Source organism: Mesorhizobium sp. Cs1299R1N3 (assembly GCF_037179625.1).
Classification (GTDB): Bacteria; Pseudomonadota; Alphaproteobacteria; order Rhizobiales; family Rhizobiaceae; genus Mesorhizobium; species Mesorhizobium salmacidum.
Genome location: NZ_JAPYKQ010000018.1, coordinates 75795 through 94055 on the forward strand (window position 1 = coordinate 75795; position 18261 = coordinate 94055).

General features: G+C 64.5%; 21 protein-coding genes. 11 read left to right on the forward strand and 10 right to left on the reverse strand.

Annotation, left to right across the window (positions count from 1 at the left end):
- Positions 1-29: 29 nt before the first annotated feature.
- The gene (locus tag O7B34_RS27125) at positions 30-2135 is read right to left on the reverse strand and encodes an EAL domain-containing protein (protein WP_337148907.1); all 2106 of its coding nucleotides are present in this window, start codon (positions 2133-2135) and stop codon (positions 30-32) included.
- 323 nt (positions 2136-2458) lie between these two features.
- Between O7B34_RS27125 and O7B34_RS27130 the strand changes: the two genes are divergently transcribed.
- A complete protein-coding gene (locus O7B34_RS27130) occupies positions 2459-3529 on the forward strand; it encodes a phosphatase PAP2 family protein (RefSeq protein WP_337148908.1) in 1071 nt (356 codons plus the stop codon).
- Between the two features lie 126 nt (positions 3530-3655).
- Here O7B34_RS27130 and O7B34_RS27135 read toward each other — a convergent pair whose 3' ends face one another.
- Positions 3656-4192 (reverse strand): hypothetical protein, encoded by a 537-nt coding sequence (locus O7B34_RS27135; protein ID WP_337148909.1) that lies wholly within the window; start codon positions 4190-4192, stop codon positions 3656-3658.
- 115 nt (positions 4193-4307) lie between these two features.
- On the reverse strand, positions 4308-4634 hold the full coding sequence (locus O7B34_RS27140) for a DUF1330 domain-containing protein (protein ID WP_027141451.1): 327 nt from the start codon (positions 4632-4634) through the stop codon (positions 4308-4310).
- Between the two features lie 175 nt (positions 4635-4809).
- Here O7B34_RS27140 and O7B34_RS27145 point away from each other — a divergent pair, with 175 nt between their 5' ends.
- From O7B34_RS27145 to O7B34_RS27165, 5 genes are all read left to right on the forward strand, one after another.
- A complete protein-coding gene (locus O7B34_RS27145) occupies positions 4810-5502 on the forward strand; it encodes a winged helix-turn-helix transcriptional regulator (protein WP_337148910.1) in 693 nt (230 codons plus the stop codon).
- A gap of 66 nt (positions 5503-5568) precedes the next feature.
- Positions 5569-6666 (forward strand): bifunctional DNA-binding transcriptional regulator/O6-methylguanine-DNA methyltransferase Ada, encoded by a 1098-nt coding sequence (ada, locus tag O7B34_RS27150; RefSeq protein WP_337148911.1) that lies wholly within the window; start codon positions 5569-5571, stop codon positions 6664-6666.
- Positions 6667-6678: 12 nt separating this feature from the next.
- Complete coding sequence (locus O7B34_RS27155; protein ID WP_337148912.1) at positions 6679-6906, forward strand: hypothetical protein; 228 nt, start codon at positions 6679-6681, stop codon at positions 6904-6906.
- A 301-nt stretch (positions 6907-7207) separates the two neighbouring features.
- Positions 7208-7762, forward strand: a complete 555-nt coding sequence (locus O7B34_RS27160; RefSeq protein ID WP_337148913.1) for a methylated-DNA--[protein]-cysteine S-methyltransferase — start codon at positions 7208-7210, stop codon at positions 7760-7762.
- Positions 7759-8502, forward strand: coding sequence for a 2OG-Fe(II) oxygenase (locus tag O7B34_RS27165; protein WP_337148914.1), 744 nt, complete (start codon positions 7759-7761; stop codon positions 8500-8502). Before O7B34_RS27160 ends, O7B34_RS27165 begins: the two co-directional genes overlap by 4 nt.
- 306 nt (positions 8503-8808) lie before the next feature.
- Here the strand turns inward: O7B34_RS27165 and O7B34_RS27170 are convergent, their stop codons facing one another.
- From O7B34_RS27170 to O7B34_RS27190, 5 genes are all read right to left on the reverse strand, one after another.
- On the reverse strand, positions 8809-9741 hold the full coding sequence (locus O7B34_RS27170; protein WP_337148915.1) for a sigma-70 family RNA polymerase sigma factor: 933 nt from the start codon (positions 9739-9741) through the stop codon (positions 8809-8811).
- A complete protein-coding gene (locus O7B34_RS27175) occupies positions 9738-10268 on the reverse strand; it encodes a dihydrofolate reductase family protein (protein ID WP_337148916.1) in 531 nt (176 codons plus the stop codon). Before O7B34_RS27175 ends, O7B34_RS27170 begins: the two co-directional genes overlap by 4 nt.
- Positions 10269-10270: 2 nt before the next feature.
- Positions 10271-11209 carry an alpha/beta hydrolase gene (locus tag O7B34_RS27180; RefSeq protein WP_337148917.1) on the reverse strand — a complete coding sequence of 313 codons (939 nt, stop codon included), beginning with the start codon at positions 11207-11209 and terminating at the stop codon, positions 10271-10273.
- A 108-nt stretch (positions 11210-11317) separates the two neighbouring features.
- Positions 11318-12193: an SDR family oxidoreductase gene (locus tag O7B34_RS27185; protein WP_337148918.1), complete on the reverse strand. Its 876-nt coding sequence runs from the start codon at positions 12191-12193 to the stop codon at positions 11318-11320.
- Between the two features lie 127 nt (positions 12194-12320).
- Positions 12321-12908 (reverse strand): dihydrofolate reductase family protein, encoded by a 588-nt coding sequence (locus tag O7B34_RS27190; RefSeq protein ID WP_337148919.1) that lies wholly within the window; start codon positions 12906-12908, stop codon positions 12321-12323.
- Positions 12909-13016: 108 nt separating this feature from the next.
- Between O7B34_RS27190 and O7B34_RS27195 the strand changes: the two genes are divergently transcribed.
- Both O7B34_RS27195 and dinB read left to right on the forward strand, forming a co-directional pair.
- Positions 13017-13433, forward strand: coding sequence for a winged helix-turn-helix transcriptional regulator (locus tag O7B34_RS27195; RefSeq protein ID WP_337148920.1), 417 nt, complete (start codon positions 13017-13019; stop codon positions 13431-13433).
- A 116-nt stretch (positions 13434-13549) separates the two neighbouring features.
- The gene (gene dinB / locus O7B34_RS27200; RefSeq protein WP_337148921.1) at positions 13550-14797 is read left to right on the forward strand and encodes a DNA polymerase IV; all 1248 of its coding nucleotides are present in this window, start codon (positions 13550-13552) and stop codon (positions 14795-14797) included.
- 225 nt (positions 14798-15022) lie between these two features.
- Here the strand turns inward: dinB and O7B34_RS27205 are convergent, their stop codons facing one another.
- The gene (locus O7B34_RS27205; protein WP_337148923.1) at positions 15023-15238 is read right to left on the reverse strand and encodes a tautomerase family protein; all 216 of its coding nucleotides are present in this window, start codon (positions 15236-15238) and stop codon (positions 15023-15025) included.
- 171 nt (positions 15239-15409) lie between these two features.
- On the opposite strand from O7B34_RS27205, the gene O7B34_RS27210 reads away from it, so the two are divergent.
- Positions 15410-15793 carry a YkvA family protein gene (locus O7B34_RS27210; protein WP_337148924.1) on the forward strand — a complete coding sequence of 128 codons (384 nt, stop codon included), beginning with the start codon at positions 15410-15412 and terminating at the stop codon, positions 15791-15793.
- A 64-nt stretch (positions 15794-15857) separates the two neighbouring features.
- On the opposite strand, the gene O7B34_RS27215 is transcribed toward O7B34_RS27210, so the two are convergent.
- Complete coding sequence (locus O7B34_RS27215) at positions 15858-16391, reverse strand: sterol desaturase family protein (protein ID WP_337148925.1); 534 nt, start codon at positions 16389-16391, stop codon at positions 15858-15860.
- 182 nt (positions 16392-16573) lie between these two features.
- On the opposite strand from O7B34_RS27215, the gene O7B34_RS27220 reads away from it, so the two are divergent.
- Both O7B34_RS27220 and O7B34_RS27225 read left to right on the forward strand, forming a co-directional pair.
- Positions 16574-17038, forward strand: coding sequence for an NUDIX domain-containing protein (locus O7B34_RS27220; protein ID WP_337148926.1), 465 nt, complete (start codon positions 16574-16576; stop codon positions 17036-17038).
- Positions 17039-17226: 188 nt separating this feature from the next.
- Positions 17227-18075, forward strand: a complete 849-nt coding sequence (locus O7B34_RS27225; RefSeq protein WP_337148927.1) for a class I SAM-dependent methyltransferase — start codon at positions 17227-17229, stop codon at positions 18073-18075.
- The last annotated feature ends 186 nt before the right edge of the window (positions 18076-18261 follow it).

The following is an 18261-nucleotide window of genomic DNA, read 5'->3' on the forward strand; positions in this document are numbered from 1 at the left end:
CGCTTTCGGAGCGACATGCAAGTTGTCCGTCAGGACGCCTTGCGACTCGATGCGCCGCCCGCCGTTTGCGCCGCGCGCGCCACGATCCGCTCCAGCGGTTCGGGCCGGTGCAGCAGGAAGCCCTGGCCGAACTCGACGCCCATATCGTCCAGCATGGCCACCGTGTCCTGCCGCTCGATCTTCTCGGCCACGACGGCGCAGCCGAGGCTGCGGGCAATGCTGGCGATGGCCAGCACGATCTCGCGGTCGAAGCGGCTTTCCGTGACGTGCTCGATGAACGAGCCGTCGATCTTGATGGCATCGACCGGAAAGCGCCGGAGATATTCGAACGAGCTCATGCCGGCGCCGAAATCGTCGAGGCTGACCCTGCAGCGCCGCTCGCGCGCCTTGCGCACGAAGGTTTCGGCGGCATCGAAATTGGTGACGGCGGCGGTTTCGGTGATCTCGAAGCCGATGCCCGAATGCGGCGCCCCGGTTTCCTCGATGATGCTGTCGACGAAGTCCCACAGGCCGGGATCGCTCAGCGTCTGCGCCGAGAGGTTGAAGCCGAGCGTGATCGCGCCGGATTTCATCGCCGCGCCGTGCCGCGACAGCGCGGTGCGGATGATCCAGCGGTCGAGCCGCGCGGCAACGCCGAAGCGCTCCGCGGCCGGTATGAATTCGCCGGGCGGGATCAGCCGGCCGCCCTTTCCGTCAAGCCGCGCCAGCACCTCGACATGGCGGCTCTCATCCCAGGGCCTGCCCAGCCGGTGGATCTCCTGGCCGAACAGTTTCAGCCTGCCGTCGTCCATGGCGTCCACCGTGTCGGCGGCGAGCCGTGCCGCGTTGAGGCCGCCCGAACCGGAGACGGCATCGGTCGAAAACAGCGCGAAGCGATCGCGCCCGGCGGCCTTGGCCGCGTAGCAGGCATCGTCGGCGCAGGCCAGGGCGTCGGCAACCGTGGTGACACGGTCGCGGACGATGGCGATGCCGATGCTGGCCGCCAGCCGGCGTGACGTCGCGGCAAGGCCGAGGTCGGCGTCGCGCACGGCCGCCAGAATGGCGCCGGCCAGTTGTTCGGCTTGCACGGTATCGCAATCGGGCACCATCAGCGCGAACTCGTCGCCGCCGAGCCGCGCCGCGTGCGCCGACGGCGGCAGGCAACTGCCAATACCCGCCGCGACGCTCTTCAGCGCCAGATCGCCCGCGGCATGGCCGGCGAAATCGTTGAGTGCCTTGAAGTAGTCGAGGTCGATGTAGAACACCGCCAGCGACGCGCCGGTGGCGATGTGGTCGGCGAGCAGCCTGTCGAAAGCGGTGCGATTCCAGAGTCCGGTCAATGCGTCGTGACGGGCGGCGAAGGCCAGTTCCTGTTCGCGCACCTTGTCCTCGGTGATGTCGCGCACCGTGCCGAGAACCAGGCCGGCCGCGCCCGCCGCGACGACGAAGCGCAGCAGCGATTCGACATGGCGGATCTGGCCGTCACGCTTGATAATGCGGTACTGCGCGGCGATGACGCCGTCGGTTTCCAACGGCACCCTGTGCGCGCGTTCGGCGGCGTCCTTGTCGTCGGGATGCAGGTAGCTGTGCCAGAGATCGGCCGTCACCTCGTCGGTCACGGCGACGAGGCCGAATATCTCCCTTGTGCGCGCGTCCCAATAGCTCTTGTTGGTGGCGATGTCGTAGTGCCAGATGCCGCTGCCGCTGGCGGCGAGCGCCAGGCGAAAGCGGATATTGACCTGTTCGAGCGCGGCTTCGGCCGCCTTCTGCTTCGAGATGTCGGTCTGCACGCCCATCAGCCTGAGCGGCTTGCCGTCGGCGTCGCGCTCGACGATGCCGCCGCGGTCGAGCACCCAGATCCAATGGCCCTGCTTGTGCTTGAGCCTGAGTTCGGTCTCGATGGCGTCGGTCAGCCCGGCAATGTGGCGGTCGCCGCTGGCCAGCGCCCGTTCCCGGTCGTCGGGATGGGTCAGTTGCAGCCACAGGTCGCTGGCATCGGCGAGTTCGTCCTCCTCGTAACCCAGCATCCGCGCCCAGGTCGCCGAATAGAAGCAGTCGCCGGTGCGAAGATTCCAGTCCCAGACGCCAAGATCGGCGCTCTCCAGGGCCTTGGCCCAGAACGCTCCGTTGCGACTTTTCTTGCCCTGACCCGCCATCGTCCGTTTCGCCTGCCCCACCCCACCGGCAATCTGCGGCAAAACCAGAGAAGAAACAGTTACCGGGCAGCGGAGGGGTGGGAATCAGACAAACGATGCCCTCTTCGATCGCGGCGGAGGCGCGGCAGCGTTTCCGGCGGAACCGGCAATCATCGACACTGCCGCATTTCGTCGACGTCTTCGTGAACAATTCCTTGAGGAAAATGGAAGAATCATATCCGTCCGATACTTGAAAGAGCCTTCCTCCCAGGTGTAACCGGAAAGTAATACTTCGCGTTATAGACAAGATTCGGAAATCTTGGGCAGCTGGCGGGATGTCTTCGATGAGTGCGTACACCGGACACCGGGACGGCGATGGCCGCACCCTTGCCGTTCTTGACCTGGACATCGCGACGACCAGGAGCGGCTGGCTGCTGACCGCTCTATGCCTGGCCTACGCCCTGGCCGCGCTTTGCCTCGCGCCGGACCGGTACCTGCACCTGGCCCAATCCTACGCCCGGCCGTTCGCCTTCTTCCTGCCCGCGCTGTTTGCAGCCGGTCTCGGCCTGGTGGCCCTGACATTCTCCAGGCAAAACCCAACCAGGTTCATGCTCGACACGATCAGGCAGCGCTGGCTGGGCGCCGCACCGGTGATCCTCCTGTCCTTTCTCGGCATCACGGCCTTCACCACCTTCAAGATCTCCATCCCGGACTTCGTGCCATTCCACGCCGACGGCATGCTGGCGGAACTTGATCTTGGGTTGCATGGCGCCGACCCCTGGGCATGGGCGCACAGCGTCGTTCCCGAATCCGTCTCGGCCGTCGTTTTCTTCGGCTACGGATACGGTTGGCACGTGCAATGGTTCGGCACTTTGCTGTTCGTCGCCTTCTGGAACAACCCGGCAGGGCGTCTGCGCTATCTCTGGGCGCTGGCGCTGACCACGATCGTGTGCGGCACGGTTCTGGCCACGTTGCTGTCGTCCACGGGTCCGATATTCCACGACCAGTTCTATGGCGGCGACCGATTTGGCGCATTGCGGGATGCTCTGGCGCACAACAGCTATGCCGCGCCGGTTCATACCTATGCCAACTATCTGCTTGCCGCCTTCGAAAGCAAACGGCCGGAACTTGGCGGCGGCATTTCCGCCATGCCAAGCATGCATGTCGCCTTCGCCACGCTCAACGCGTTCTTTCTGAGCGGTTTCGGTCGCCGGTGGGCGTTTGCCAGCTGGTCCTTCGCGGCGTTTATCCTGTTCGGTTCGGTCTATACCGGCTGGCACTATGCCGTGGACGGTTACCTTTCCGTCCTTGTCGTGTCCTTGCTGTGGTACCTGGCCGGACGCTTCGTTCTTCCGCGGGCGAGCCGGGACACCGCCGGGATGGAACTGCCGCTGCCCGAAACGGCATCGCAATGATCAGCCTGTCTGGCTTCGTCGGAGGCAGCAAGAGCCGTCTGCTACGCCTGCATCGCTGATTTCATGGGGTCGACGGGAACTTCGGGACAATGGCCAGGCGGCATTGGCGCCGCCTGGCCGCGCCGGCTACTGGCTCGGCGCCATCGCGTGCTCGCATGACACTTTCGGGTTCATGTCGGCGAACGTGCCGGTCGGGTTGCCTTTCCAGGCCCAGACATGCAGCTCGTAGAATTCACCCAGGCCATAGCGGTTGGGCGCGCTGTTGAAGTTGAACAGCTGTCCCTCGAGCGAGGCCGGCCCCTTCGAGGCGATGTATTCGACCGCCACCAGCTTCAGCGTGCCGTCGGCCATCGGCTCGTACATCACCGCTTCGGGACGGGCGATGTCGATCTTGTCGTCCTTCAGATACCCGCCATTGACATAGTGGATGCCCATGGCGCCGCCGGTGATGCCGCTGGCGCAGGGAATAGGCGCATAGCCTTCCGCCGTCGCGGCGTTGACGTCGAGAAACCGGCTGTTGGCGGCTCGCACCTTCTCGGCCAGCGGACTGGCATCCGGTGCGCCCGCCGCCGCCTCCTGATGCGCCTGTGCGAAGGTGGTGCAGACGGCCAGCATGGCCCCCGCCACGAGAAGCCCGTTGCGAAAGTTTGATTTCATATCCATTCCATTCCTGTTGAAAAAGCACGGCTGGCCGGCCGCCGGCAATACGGCGGCGCGACGGGCAAGCGCCGTGGCTGTTGCTGCTTGGAGATCCCGAAAACGACGCGGCGAATGCCGGTCATCCCTTCGGCAGATACGGGATCGTTCCGGCCAGATCGGTGTCGTCGATCAGCTGGAAACGGCTGTCGCTGCCGTCCTGACGGGCCGAAACGAAAGGCGCATAGGCCGGATCGTTGGTGAAGGCGCGCGCCGCGGCTTCCGACGGAAAAGCCATCAGGGCGATCAGCGTCGTGTCGAGCGGCATGCCTTCGAGCGTCTTCACATTGCCGCTGCGCGACAGATATTTGCCGCCATGCTTGTGGACAAGGTCGTGCACCGAGGCGGCATAGGCCGGGACCCATTTCGGATCTCTCATCTTGATGTCGGCGATAACGTAAGCAGTCATTGTGGTCTTCTGGTTGCGGCGCACAGGGGTATCCCGTGCACCGGCCAAAGGGCTCGCATGGCAAGGCCCACGCCAGCCAGTCCGCGATCTGTACTGGGCCGGTACAGTTTCTGTACTCGCCGCCTCAATCGCGAAGGGCTAATGTTCTCCCAAGGTTCGAGGGAGAGGCACAGTCATGACCCAGCACGGATACAAACAGTTCTGCCCGCTATCGATGGCCGCCGAGGTGCTGTGCACCCGCTGGACGATGGTGCTGATGCGCGAGCTCGTGGCGGGGTCGACCCGCTTCAACGACCTGCGCCGCGGCGTGCCCAAAATGTCGCCGACCCTTCTGTCGCAACGGCTGAAGGAGCTTGAGCTGGCGGGGATCGTCGAGCGCAAGGAGGTCCAGGGAGAAAAAGGCATTTTCGACTACCGGCTGACCGAGGCCGGCCGCGATCTGCGCCCGGTCGTCGAGGCGATGGGCTTCTGGGGCCAGAAATGGGTCGAGTCCCGGCTGTCCCTCAAGAACCTCGATCCGTCGCTGCTGATGTGGGACATGCGGCGCAACCTGAACCCCTTGCCGCTGCCCGAGGGACGCACGGTGATACAATTTCTGTATCACGAGCTCCCCGCCTCCAAACGCTCCTGGTGGCTGATCGTCGAAAAGCACGGTGAAGTCGACCTGTGCTGGTACGATCCGGGCTTCGACGTCGACCTCTATGTCTCGACCGACCTGCACACGATGACGGCGATCTGGATGGGAGTGCTCACCGTCGAAAAGGCCGGTGCGAAGGTCGTCCTGACCGGCGACCAGGCCATCGGCAGGCAAATGCAGACGTGGCTCGGCCTCAGCCCGTTCGCGGTGGAACCCAAACGCGCGGCGTAGGATAGTTCGACAGGCATTTGGCAGGAAACGGGTGGCGAGGCCGGCTTTTGGAGGCTTCAATGCACCATGTTCATCACCCTGGCCAAACATCTGCAACCCGCGCCGCTGCCGGTGGCCCACGATCCGCGCTGGGCGCGCATCGTGGCGCGCGACAAGTCGGCCGACGGGGAATTCTGGTATTCCGTGGCGACGACCGGCGTCTATTGCCGGCCGTCCTGTCCATCGCGGCGCGCCAACCCCGCCAATGTCCAGTTGCACGACACTTTACAGGCGGCGAAGGCGACAGGCTTTCGCCCATGCCGGCGCTGCAATCCGGACGGACCTTCGCTCGAGGTCGCCAATGCGTCGATGGTCGCCGATGCCTGCCGCAGGATCGAGGCGAGCGAGGTGGAACCTTCGCTCGCCGAACTGGCTGATGTCGCCGGCCGCAGCCCCGGTTATTTCCACCGCGTTTTCAAGGCGGTCACCGGGCTGACGCCGAAAGACTATGCAGCGGCCCAGCGTGCCGCCCGGGTCCGCCAGGGCCTGGAAGACGGCGCCAGCGTGACATCGGCGATCTACGATGCCGGCTTCAATTCGAGCGGGCGTTTCTACGAAAAATCGACCGGCATGCTCGGCATGACGCCGACGCGCTACCGTGCCGGCGGCGCCAACGAAGAGATCCGCTTCGCCGTCGGCGAAACGTCGCTCGGCACCATCCTGGTGGCCTCGAGCCGCAAGGGCGTCGCCTCGATCCTGCTTGGCCAGGATCCCGACGCGCTGGTGCGCGACCTGCAGGACCGTTTCCCCAAGGCGCGGCTGGTCGGCGGCGACAGCGACTACGAGGCGCTCGTCGCCCGCGTCGTCGGCTTCGTCGAGGCGCCGGCGCTCGGTCTCGACCTGCCGCTCGACGTGCGCGGCACCGCGTTCCAGCAGCGCGTCTGGCAGGCCTTGCGGGACATCCCGGCCGGCCGCACCGTCTCCTACGCCGAGATCGCGCGGCGTATCGGCGCGCCGAAAGCGACCCGCGCCATCGCCGCCGCCTGTGCGGCCAACACTCTTGCGGTCGCTATTCCCTGCCACCGCGTGATCAGGAAGGACGGCGCCCTGTCGGGCTATGCCTGGGGCGCGGAGCGCAAACGCGCGCTGCTCGACCGCGAAGCCGGCCGGCCTTCGCGGGCCTGAGGAGACCCGACAATGCGCGCGATGGCCAGGTCTTCCACCGCCGGTGCGAACAGCCAGGTCGCCAACGGCGCTGCCGTCAGCCGAGAGGACGCGAAGACGCTGGTGATGGCCGCCATGGGAGAGCTCGTCGAGGATGGCCAGGCCGAATGGGGCCGCACAGCGAGCGGTGAGTTCGAGCTGCGGTTGGTGACCGGCGAGGTGTTCGTGCTCGGCGAAGTGTCCGTCACGCGTGTCGCTTAGATACACTTAGCGCTCTACGGCGCCCCCCCTCTGTCCTGCCGGACATCTCCCCCTCTTGGGGGGAGATTGGCAGTTGTGGCGTCGGCTCTTTTCTTGCGACGTTGGAAGATTGGCGAAGGCCGCGATGACAGCCAATCTCCCCCCTCGTGGGGGAGATGTCCGGCAGGACAGAGGGGGGCGCCACAGAACTCGGCGGTCGTGGTGAGCGCTCGTGAGCTGAAATTTCAATTTGAAAGCAAGCACCGGAGTGAGGAACATCCGGCCCGTGGCTAGGGTTCAGGCACAACAAGGAGTGAAGGCAATGAACCACATGCAAGCCCATATGCCGGCGACAGCCGCCAGCGCCGCCGCCCTCGACACCATCACCTATGCCATCGGCCAGTGCGCGCTTGGAAACATCCTCGTGGCGCGCAGCCCCGTCGGCGTCTGCGCCATCCTGATCGGTTTCGACGCTAAGACGCTGGAACAGGACTTCGCCGACCGCTTCCCCGGCAGGGTGCTGCTCGAAGACGAAGCCGGCTTGCGCGACGATCTCGCGGCGACAGCGCGCTTCATCGAAACGCCCGGCGCCGGTCTCGATCTGCCGCTCGACATGCGCCACGGCACGCCCTTCCAGCAACGTGTGTGGGCGGTGCTGCGCACGATCCCGTGCGGCGCCACCACCACCTACACCGCCCTTGCCCGGCGCCTCGGCATGCCGGACGGCGCTCGCGCCGCGGCGACGGCCTGTGCCGCCAACGCCATCGCGCTCGGCATTCCCTGCCACCGCGTGCTGCGCGCCGACGGCTCGCTGTCCGGCTACCGCTGGGGGATCGAACGCAAGCGCGCCTTGCTGGAAAGGGAGGCCGCGATATGAACGCCGACGCCAGGGTTGCACCATCGCTGGTCGAAGCCGCCGAGACACGCATCGCCGCCTACGACTGGCCGGCGCTCACGGCCGAGCTCGACGGCTTCGGCTGCGCGGTGATGGAAAAGCTGCTCTCACCGCAAGAGTGCCGGCAGCTCGCCGGCCTCTATCCCCAGGAGCAGCATTTCCGCAGCCACATCCACATGGCCAGGCATGGCTTCGGCAAGGGCGAATACCGTTATTTCCGCTATCCCTTGCCCGATCTCATCGGCGGCCTGCGCGGCGCGCTCTATCCGAGGCTGGCCGAGGTCGCCAACCGGTGGAACGAGCGCATGGGGATCGCCATGCGCTACCCCAGCACGCATGCAGCGTTTCTCGAACAGTGCCATGCCGCCGGCCAGGTCAGGCCGACGCCGCTCTTGCTGCAATATGTGCCTGGCGACTTCAACTGCCTGCACCAGGACCTCTACGGCGACCTCGCCTTCCCGCTGCAGGTGGCGATCCTGCTTTCCGAGCCCGGCGAGGATTTCACCGGCGGCGAATTCGCGCTGACCGAACAGCGGCCGCGCATGCAGAGCCGGGTCGAAGTGGTGCCCTTGCGCCAGGGCGACGCGGTGGCTTTCGCCGTCCACAACCGGCCGGTGCAGGGAACCAAAGGCAATTACCGCGTCAATCTGCGCCACGGCGTCAGCCGCCTGCGCTCAGGCATGCGCCATACCGTCGGTATCATTTTTCATGACGCGAAGTGAGGTGCGAACAGAAGTCCCCGCCGGCCTCGGCGGATCATTTCGCCGGAGCGCAATTGCCGACATTCCGCGTGCTGGGCTTGCCAGCCTTCAAATCCGAAAGCTGGGGTACGGCGTTGGACGGAAAACCCGACCCCGGAGGAAACAAAGCCGCTGAAGCAGCCCCCATCTAATACGGCAATCTCTTGATGGCCATGCGCCCCGCTCCCCGTCCAGTCCGCATCTATACCTGCTCCGAATACGCCCACGTTGCGCCTTGGTGTCAAACCTCACGTGGCTATTTCCGAAGGTCTTCGATGCCGAGCCTCCTCATCCGTCGGCGGCCACCATCTCCAGGATCCAGGGACACGCGTAATAGTCGGCAATGCTCTTGATCACGCCGCCATAGGCACGGATCCGCACCAGATAGGCCGGCCGCCAGACCTCGCCATATTGCCTGTCGACGACCAGCACGATCTGCCCTTCGAACGCGCCTGGCCGCATGCGCCAGGGCAGCTCGTTGCGCTCATATTCCACGAAGTAGGGCGAGGCCGAGAGCAGGCCGTTGTAGCAGTCCGAAACCTGCAGGCGCGCATCGGCGCTGGTCAGCGCCCGCACGCCGTCCCAGTCCCTGGCATTGAAGAGCGCGACATAGCGGTCGAGCAGCCGCTCCAGTTCAGGATCGTGTGGCGGCGCCGCGACCGGTTGCGCTGGCAGGGCGGCGAGCTTGGCGCGGCCGCGATTGAGCGCCGACTTGACGCCACCCGATGTCGAACCGACGAGGTCGGCGATCTCCTCCAGTGAATGGTCGAAGACATCCTTGAGCAGCACGCAGGCGCGCTCCTTCGGTGGCAGATGCACGACCAGCCGCTCGATGGCGCGGCCGGCCCCCGGACCGGCCGGCTCGACCGGCAGCACGATGTCGTCGCCGGCATAGGAGGCCTCGGCCGCGTGCCGCGTGCGGCGATTGCGGATGAAGTCGATGCACCTGTTATGCGCGATGCGGAAAAGCCACGGCCGTAGCGCCTGCGCGTCGTCGAGCAGCTCGATCTTGCGATAGGCCTCGAACAGCGCCTCCTGCATGATGTCCTCGCCATCCAGCGCCGAGCCGGTCATGCGCGCGCAATAGCGATGCAGCCTGGCGCGCAGATGCGAAACCGTCTCCAGGAACGCGGCATAGCGCAGGTCGAACACGCGGTCGGGCTCAGGCCAGGCCCGCATGCCTTGCGTCGTGTCGAGAGATTTGCGGATCTGCTGGTTCATCGCGGCACATAGGTCAGGGTCACCACACCATTGTCGAAACGATGCGTGCCGACAAGATCGAGGTTGATGGAACCAACATCGTCGAAGGCGCGCTTGCCGTGCCCGACCCATGTCGGCACGATCGACAGATGATACTCGTCCACCAGCCCCGCGGAAAGCAAGGTGCGGTCGAGCTGCGACACGCCATATTTCAGGATGTCGCCGCCCGGCTGGCGTTTCAGCGCCGCGAGCGCCTCGGCGACGTCGCCGTTGATGAGCGCGGCATTCCACGACACCGTCTTCAGCGTCGTCGAGGCGACCAGCTTCTTCAGGCCGTTGATGCGGTCCATGTACGGACCCTTGATCCCAGGCCAGCGCGCGAAGAACATCTCGTAGGTGGCGCGGCCAAGCAGGAAGAACTCGACGTTCGAAAGCGCCTGCAAGGCATGGTCCACATTCTCTCCGACGAAGAACGGCGAGGCCCATGTCATGGGCCCCTCGATGACGCCGTCCAGCGAGACGAAACTCGACACGATCAGCCGTCGCATGCTCACGCCGCCTTTTCGCGGGTCTTCTCACCGGCAGCCGTCAGTCCCAATCTCGGCCGTACCCAGGCGGCAAAGCGGGCAATGGCATCGTCGGCCTCCGGCGCCCGCCCGGCCATCATCTGGAAGGAGTGCAGCATGCCGTCGAACACGTCGAGCCGCGTCTCGACCCCCGCCTGCCTCGCCCGCTCGGCGAACATGCGGCTTTCGTCGACCAGCGTCTCGTCGGCGCCGGCCTGCAGGAAGACGGGTGGAAAGCCGGAGAGATCTGCGTAGAGCGGGCTGACCTCGGGATCACGCCGATCGGCATCGCCGATGAAATTGGCCGCCAGCCAGTCGACGGCTTCCTTGGCGAACGCCGGGTCTTTTTCGCGGTTGGTCTGATAGCTGGCGGCGGTCAGCGCCATGTCGAACCAGCCGGAGATGATCAGCGTGGCGACCGGCAGCGGCCGCCCTTGCGCACGCAGCCGCTGCAGGACGCCATAGGTCGGCACCGCGCCGCAGGAGTCGCCGGCAATCACGATCCGCCCGGGGTCGAAGCCCTGGTCGACGAGCCAGCTCCAGGCCGATAGCGCGGCCTCGAGCTGGGCCGGATGCTTGGCCTGATGCGCCAGCGGATAGTCGTAGAGCAGCGCCCGGCAGCCGACGGCCTTGGCGAGATGGCCGACCAGCTTGCGGTGGGTGTAGATCGAGCCGCCGATGAAGCCGCCGCCATGCGCATAAAACAGCACCCGCTGCTCGTCGGCGCCTTTCGGCACGACCCACATCGCCGGCACGCCGCCGGCATCGACCTCGATATAGTCGACGCCGCGCGGCTCGCCGGTCAGCGCCGTCCAGTGGATATCGTTGTGGTCGATGATCGCCTGCGGGCTGGTCAGCTTGCCCGCATTGGCCGCCATAATAGCGTAATGGTTCCTGTTTGCCTCGCTCTCGATGCTCGCCATGATATTCTCCTCGGGTTGCGGATCGCGGAAGACGCGACCTTCGGAAGGCAGAGACGTACGGGCAGGCAAAAAGGATACGTGGCGGTGGGCGCTTTTTTGCGGACGCGCTCAGCCTCCAAACATCGCGGCATGCCGCCGGGCGAATTCGACGAACGGCGTCGGTCGGACGCCGAACATCTCATGCGTCGCCAGATGCACACGCGATTTCGGCCGCCGAAGCCGCTCCGCCAATTGTTCGTCCAGTGCGTCGGCGAAGTCGGCGGGGACGCCGGCGGCCAGCAGATTGCGCCGGCGCTCCCGCGGGCTGACATCGACATAGCGGACCGGCCTGCCGACCGCCTGTGATATCCGCGCCGCGATGTCGCTCATCGTCAGCGCCTCGGGTCCGGTCATGTCGAGGCTCTCGCCTTCGTGGCCACCGTCGCACAGCAGCCGGACGGCGACCTTGGCGATATCCTCGACATCGACCGGCGACAGTTCGGTGTCGCCAAGCGCCAGATAGAAGGCGCCTTCGGTGGCGATGGTCGGCGCGTCGCGCAAATAGACCTGCATGAACTGGCTGGGGCGAAGGTGGGTCCACGCCATCCCGACCGCTTCGAGATAGCGCTCGATTTCCTCATGCATGCGCGTGAAGCGGAACTTCGTCGCGTCATAGCCGATGTTGGATTCGGCACCGGAAAACTTCACCACATGCGCGACGCCGGCCTGCTTGCAGGCATCGATGAAACGACACTGCGTCTCGACCATGTCCTCGGCGGCGGTCGAAATCATCAACACGCGATCGATGCCATTAAGTGCCGCGCCAAGCGTGTCCGCCCGGCGCATATCGCCCTCGATCAGGTCGATGCCGGCAAGTCCGCCGAGCCCCGCCGCCGATGCCCGGTCCAGATCGCGAACCAGCGCCCTCGCTTCATGCTTCTGCCGCGCGAACTCGCGCACGATTGCCTTGCCGTTCAGGCCGGTGGCGCCTGTCACCAGGATCATGGTCTGTCTCTCCATTCAGATTGATGCGGCCGCCCTTGCGACGACCGCACCTTGAAGACGAAGAGAAGCGGGCAAAGGATTCCGGCCAAACGTCTTTTTTGTCGGCGCCAGGCCTGTACGCCGGCAATCAGCCTGCCGGCGCGTAGCGGCTGACCACCATGCCGCAGGCGTAGGCCTTCGAGCCGAGCAGCCGCAGGTTTTGGAACCCACCTTGGTCGAAGATGCGACGGCCGGCGCCCAGCACGGCAGGATTGACGAACAGCTGGAACTCGTCGACCAGCCCAGCCGCGATCAGCGCCGACGCAAAGCCGGCGCCGCCGAAGACGGCCATGTCGCCGCCGCCGCCCGCCTTCAGCGCGTTGACCTCGCGCGGCAGGTCGCCGCTCACCACCGTCGTGCGCTCCCAGCGCGAGGCCTCGAGCCTGTCGCTCGGCACCACCTTGCGCGCGTCGACGATGCGCCGGGCGAAGGCATAGAACGGATCAGCCGGATATTTCCTCGCCGCATTGCCCCAATGGGTGAGATAACCCTCCTCGGCCATCTTGCGGCTGAGCAGGATGGTGTCGATGCCGGCGAACACGGCGTTGAAATCCTGTTTCAGCTCGGCGTCCCAGCCATTGTCGTCGCCCCACTCCCAGAGCTGCCACGGCTGATCAGCATCGGCGCCGACGAAACCGTCGACCGACATCTGCATCTGAAGAATGAGCTTTTTCATCGGGGTGTCCTCGTCGGATTTGGCTGGAGGTGGTTTACTTTTGGAACTATTTGACCCGCTGGAAAAATGGTGTCAATAGTAAAGTGATTTAAAAATGGAACTATTGGCATGTCGACGCGCGAAAGATCCGCTTGCCCGATCAACCTGTCGCTGGAACTGCTCGGCGACCGCTGGACGCTGCTCATCATCCGCGACCTGGTCTTCGCCGGCAAAAGGCATTTTCGCGAGTTCCTGCAATCCGATGAAGGCATCTCCTCGCGCACATTGGCCGAGCGGCTGCAGACGCTGCAGGATGAAGGCATCCTCACCCGCAGCGACGATCCCAGCCACGGGCTGAAGGCGATCTACCGGCTGACCGAGGCCGGCATCGACCTCTTGCCCGTGCTGGCCACGCTTGGCGCGTGGGGTAGCAGGCACCGCAAGGCCGACGGTCAACTTGCCCGCATCACAGAAGAACTGGCGGCCGGGGGCGAGCCGGCGCTGGAACGGATGAAGGCAGCGCTGCGGGCGGAACATATTGTCTAGGCCTTTCCTCCTCCCCCACGGAAGAAGGACGGATCCTACGACCCCGCATTGACAACGATCTGCATTTGTTCTCTATGTGTTCTGGTCTATCAGCAATCGCGGATGAGCGGAACAGGATGGAAACGACGGCCACCATCCTGCATGCCGATCTCGACGCCTTCTATGCCTCGGTCGAGCAGTTGCTCGACCCGACATTGCGCGGCAAGCCGATCGCGGTCGGTGGTGGTGTGGTGCTCGCGGCCTCTTACGAAGCGCGCGCTTTTGGCGTGCGCGGCGGCATGCCGGGGCGCAAGGCGCGCGAGCTTTGCCCGCAATTGATCTTCGTCGGCGGCAATTTCAGCCACTACCAGCGGCTGGGCGACGCGGCGATCAAGGTGCTCGACGATTTCACGCCGGTGGTCGAGCGCATCTCCATCGACGAGGCCTTCGCCGATGTCGCCGGCTGCACGCATTTGTTCGGCTCTCCCCGGGAGATCGCGACCGTGATCCGCCGCCGGGTGCGCGCCGAACTCGGCCTGCCGATCTCGATCGGCGTGGCGCGCACCAAGCATCTGGCCAAGATCGCCTCGCAGGTCGCCAAGCCCGACGGGCTGGTGGTGGTCGATCCCGGCACCGAGCTTGCCTTCCTGCACGATTTGCCGGTCGCGCTGATGTGGGGCGTCGGACCGGCAACCAGGGCGCGGCTGGCAGAGATCGGCGTCGAGACCATCGGCGAGCTGGCCCGGACGCACAGCGGCGCACTGACCCGGCTGCTCGGCCCCGCCGCCGGCGAAAAGCTCGCGGCCCTGTCGTGGAACCGCGATCCGCGCAGACTGGAGACGAAGCGCCGGGCGCACTCGGCCGGCGCGCAGTCGGCGCTCGGGCAAAAGCCGGCCGTGGCGCGGGTGATCGTGCCGACACTGCTGCATCTGGCCGACCGCGTCGCCAGCCGGCTGCGCGCCAGGAACCGCCCCGGCCGCACGGTGACGGTGCGCGTGCGCTTCGCCGATCTCAGCGCCGTCACCCGCTCGATCACGCTGGAGCAGCCGATCTCGGCGACCGCCATGCTGGCCGAGATCGCCGGCGACCTGGTGCGCGGCGTGCTCGCCGATCATCCACGTGAGAAGACCATCTCGCTGCTGGCGATCTCGGTGTCACATCTGGAGGAAAGCGCCGAACTGCAGCTCGACCTGCCGCTCGGCCTCGCCGACGAGAAGCGCCGCCCGGGCAGCCAAAAGGGTCTCGCCCGCTTCGGCGCCGACCGCGCCATCGACAAGATCCGCGAGCGCTTCGGCAAGCAGGCTGTCGGCTACGGCACGGTGGCACTGGAAGCGGCCCGCTCGGTGCCCGACGAATTCAGGGAGTTGGCTGAAAAGGAGTTGTGAACGGAGGAGCCTCGGCCCCTCGCCACTACCTTCCGGCTCAAAATCCGTATGACCTTGTTTCAAAAAGGGCCAAGGCTTCGCAGCTTTCGTTGCCGGTTTAGCGGGAGCCTTAGAGCGAGGCCCTTCTTATAGCTTTTTGCTTTCGGTTCGTCGGTTTCCTCGCCTGTGGCAATGCGCATGACGCGGACAGCATTGCCGATCACATCGGCGCGGCGCTTCTATCCTTTAGGTCCGGTCGGCATCGCGCTGCCTCCAAAGCTCGGTAAGGGACTCGCCTTTGCGGCCCCAGTTATCTGTGTCCACCTCGTCAATGACGACAAAGACGTATTCCGGGTCGCGCCCAAGCTCCTTGACAAGCACGTCGGTCATGCCGCGTATGACGGCGCGCTTCTGCTTGACCGATGCGATGCCCTTGGCAATTTCCACTTTGACGTATGGCAACCGCGCCTCCATGCTTTCCGCTAAGCATATAGGAGTTCGGGACGGCCCGCGACAACGGCTTTTGCGGCTCCAGATTTCAAACTGAGACACTACCCGAAATTGGGTAGCGGATCATGCTGTAACGAGCGGAGAGACCTACGGTGCGGGGTCCTATAAGAAGAGAGTTGCCGTGTGACTATCCTTGACAAGGCAAAGCAATGGGCGAGGGCAATCAAGCGCGATGTGGTAGCCCTGTGGCTGGCCGCCCGCGATCCTCGCGTTCCCTGGTACGCCAAATTTGCCGCCGGCGTGGTCGCCGCCTACGCCCTCAGTCCTATCGATCTGATACCCGATTTCATTCCCGTACTCGGATATTTGGACGACCTGATCATCGTACCACTCGGCATCCTGCTTGCGGTGAAGTTGATCCCCGCCGATCTGATGGCGGAGTTTCGCGCGGAGGCCATTCGCCGATCCAAACCGACCAGCCGCGTCGGTCTCGCATTCATCGTCGGAATCTGGATTCTGATGGCCGCCGCGCTCATCTGGTTATTCTGGCCAGATCGCTCGGCTTAGATTTCATCGCTCGACCGCACGGCGGACCACAAATGATGTTGGTGGCCTGTCGAAAGACCCCACGTCAAAGCCGCGCGGTGCCGAAAATCCGGTCCCAGAATATCGACGTCACGCCGAAATTGGCGTTGTCGTCGATATGGTGATGCACCGCGTGGCGACGCTTGAGCGTATAGAGATAGCTCGGATGGGCCGGATGCCAGTGATGGATCATGTGGTGGACGCTGATGTACCAGAGGTAGCCCAGCATCAACCCGCAGCTCACCGCGCTGGCGGTCACGAAATCCGAGACCATCCAGACAGGCAGGAACGCCACCAGCGCATGCACGCCGAGGCTGAGCCAGGTGGGGGTGCCCACCGGGCTGCGCTCCTCGACATGGTGACGGTCATGCAGGTCCCGGATCCAGGGGACGTGGTGCAGCACGAACCGGTGCAGGACGTATTCGATCAGCGTCCACAGGCCAAGGCAGATCAGCGCCGTGCCGATCCAATCCGGCGCGCTTTCCTCTCCGGCCTCGATCAGCCCAGCCACGCCCAATATGGCGATCACCAGGGGATAGACCACGAAGTCGCTGTAGTAGCCGATCAGACCCAGCTGCATTCAGACGCCTCACCTGACTTTCGACGCCGCCCCGAAAACGATGCTATCAGATTGCCGGACTCGCGCATGAGGTGCAATGCAGATGCGCCTGACATAGCGTCGCAATTTCCCGGTGCAAGGTCGGCAATGATCAACGCAGGATCGGCCGGGTTCGCACCAGTGCCGCAAACGGACGTGCAAACATGGCAAAACGCAGCGCGGGCCTGCTGATCCATCGCCGCGGCGGTAATAGCATCCAGGTGCTGCTGGTCCATCCCGGCGGCCCGTTCTGGGCGAAGAAGGACTATGGCGCCTGGTCGATCCCGAAGGGCCTTGTCGACGACGGTGAGGACGAACTGGCAGCGGCACTACGCGAGGCCGAGGAAGAGCTCGGTATAAAGGTCGAAGGCCTCTTCGCCCGCCTTGGCGACTACCGGCAACCGGGCGGCAAGATCGTCATGGCCTGGTCCGTCGAGGCCGACATCGACGTGGCCACTATCGGGAGCAACATTTTCACCATGGAATGGCCGCCGAGGTCCGGAAGGATGAAGGAATTCCCGGAGGTCGACAGAGCCGGTTGGTTCACGTTGGCCGAAGCCGAGGTGAAGATCCTGAAGGGCCAGCGCCCGATGCTGACGGATCTGGCGGAACGGCTGGGGGCGGCATGATGCGGTCGCGATAAGCTGCCAACCACCCCTAGCGGGCACCGCATCTGCGATGACCGCGCCAGTTACCCTGCCAGTTGCGACACACCGCAAGGCGCCGGGATTGACGTGCACGCCCGCTCGCTGCAATCTGCGTTAACCAGCTGTTTACCATGCCATGGCTGAGATCGGGGGACAGTTTGGAACCGTTCATGGACGCGAACCTCCTGAATTGGGACGACCGGGCCGAACTGCACGCGACCGACAGAACCGGCAGCTATCGTATCGAGAACGTGCTGGCTGGTGGATCCAATCTCTATGAGCTGGAAGCGCGCGAGATCGGTGACTTATTCGGCAAGGACATCGTCCATCTGCAGTGCCACATCGGGCTCGACACGATCAGTCTCAGGAATCTCGGCGCTGGCAGTGTGACCGGCCTGGATTTTTCACCAAGGGCGATAGCCGCGGCGCGAGTTTTCGCCTCCAAGGCGGGCAGCGACGTTCGCTTCGTGGAAGCGCCACTATACGAGGCTGTCGAAGCGCTCGACCGGACCTATGACATCGTCTACGTTACCTGGGGATCGGTGAACTGGCTTGACGATGTCTTCCGCTGGGCCGGGGTGGTTGCCGATCTTCTGCGGCCCGGCGGCCGGCTCTATATGGCCGAAGGCCATCCCTTGATGTTCCAGTGCAATCGCAAGGCTGCTGCGCTCGAGTTGAAGGACGATTGGCGAACGCCTGTAGCGCGACCGCTCGTCTGGAACGAGGAGCTAACCTACACCGGCGATGAGCGCACCTTGAAGCATCCCCGCTACTATGAATGGATTCATCCGATCAGCGACGTGGTGAACGCCTTGATCGCCGCGGGCCTGACGCTTGATTTCCTCAATGAGCACGACACAGTTTCCTGGCAGCACTTTTCATTCGCGGTAAGGGCCGGCAAGGATATGTACGGCCTTCCCGAAAACGCTCCCAAGATTCCGATGGCCTATTCAATCGGGGCAACCAAGCGCGGCGTCGGGACGTATCGGATCGCCCAGAAGAAGCTCGACAGCCACTAGTTTCGTATTTGGCAGGTCCTGGTGTGCGTTCTCCGCGCAGCAGTCTCCGAAGGCGGAAAATTTTTAAACAATGTGAAGGTCAAAATTAAGTTATTGCGAACTAATATTCTCTTGATGAGGCTCGACCAGAGGGCCTGAGAAGCACAGGGAACATAGCTTTATTGGCTTTTTTCGCCAGTACGTTCG